We start from the raw sequence: 602 nt of genomic DNA on the forward strand, positions 1-602 counted from the left end.
GGGACGAGAGCCTGCCCGAGGGGACGTCCGGGCTCGTCATAGGCGGCGGCTTCCCGGAGATGTACGGCCCGGAGCTGTCCGCCAACGAGCCGCTGCGCAAGGCCGTGGCGGAACTGGCGCGCTCCGGCGCCCCGGTCGCCGCGGAGTGCGCGGGGCTGCTCTACCTCGCGCGGTCCCTCGACGGGACGCCCATGTGCGGGGTCCTGGACGCCGACGCGCGGATGTCGGAGCGGCTCACCCTCGGGTACCGGGACGCCGTGGCCGTGAGCGACAGTCCGCTCGCCGCCGCCGGCGCCCGGCTCGATCACGGTCCGGTGGAACTCGTGGCCCCGCATCCGGGCGCCGGCGCGCAGGCGGCCTGGGGGCTGCGGCAGCCCGAGCGGCGGGTCGAGGGCTTCGTCCAGGACGGGGTGCACGCGAGCTACGTGCACACCCACTGGGCGGGGGCGCCGGAGGCCGCCGCGCGGTTCGTCGCGCACTGCGGGCCCGGCCGTGGCGGGGAGTCGGGCACGTGACGTCAGCCGGACAGGCCCACCACCAGCCAGATGAAGCCGACGCCCGCCACCGTGCACAGCAGGGTGGAGCGGGCGGGGTGTTCGTGG

At 76.9% G+C, this 602-nt stretch carries 2 pseudogenes; one reads left to right on the forward strand and one right to left on the reverse strand.

Annotated elements, in window-relative coordinates:
- Positions 1–515: pseudogene (locus tag EAO71_RS37235) on the forward strand (cobyrinate a,c-diamide synthase); the annotation flags it as partial.
- Positions 516–517: 2 nt separating this feature from the next.
- Here the strand turns inward: EAO71_RS37235 and EAO71_RS37240 are convergent.
- A pseudogene (locus EAO71_RS37240) lies at positions 518–602 on the reverse strand (permease); the annotation flags it as partial.

Source organism: Streptomyces sp. MS191, from assembly GCF_008042125.1.
GTDB lineage: Bacteria > Actinomycetota > Actinomycetes > Streptomycetales > Streptomycetaceae > Streptomyces.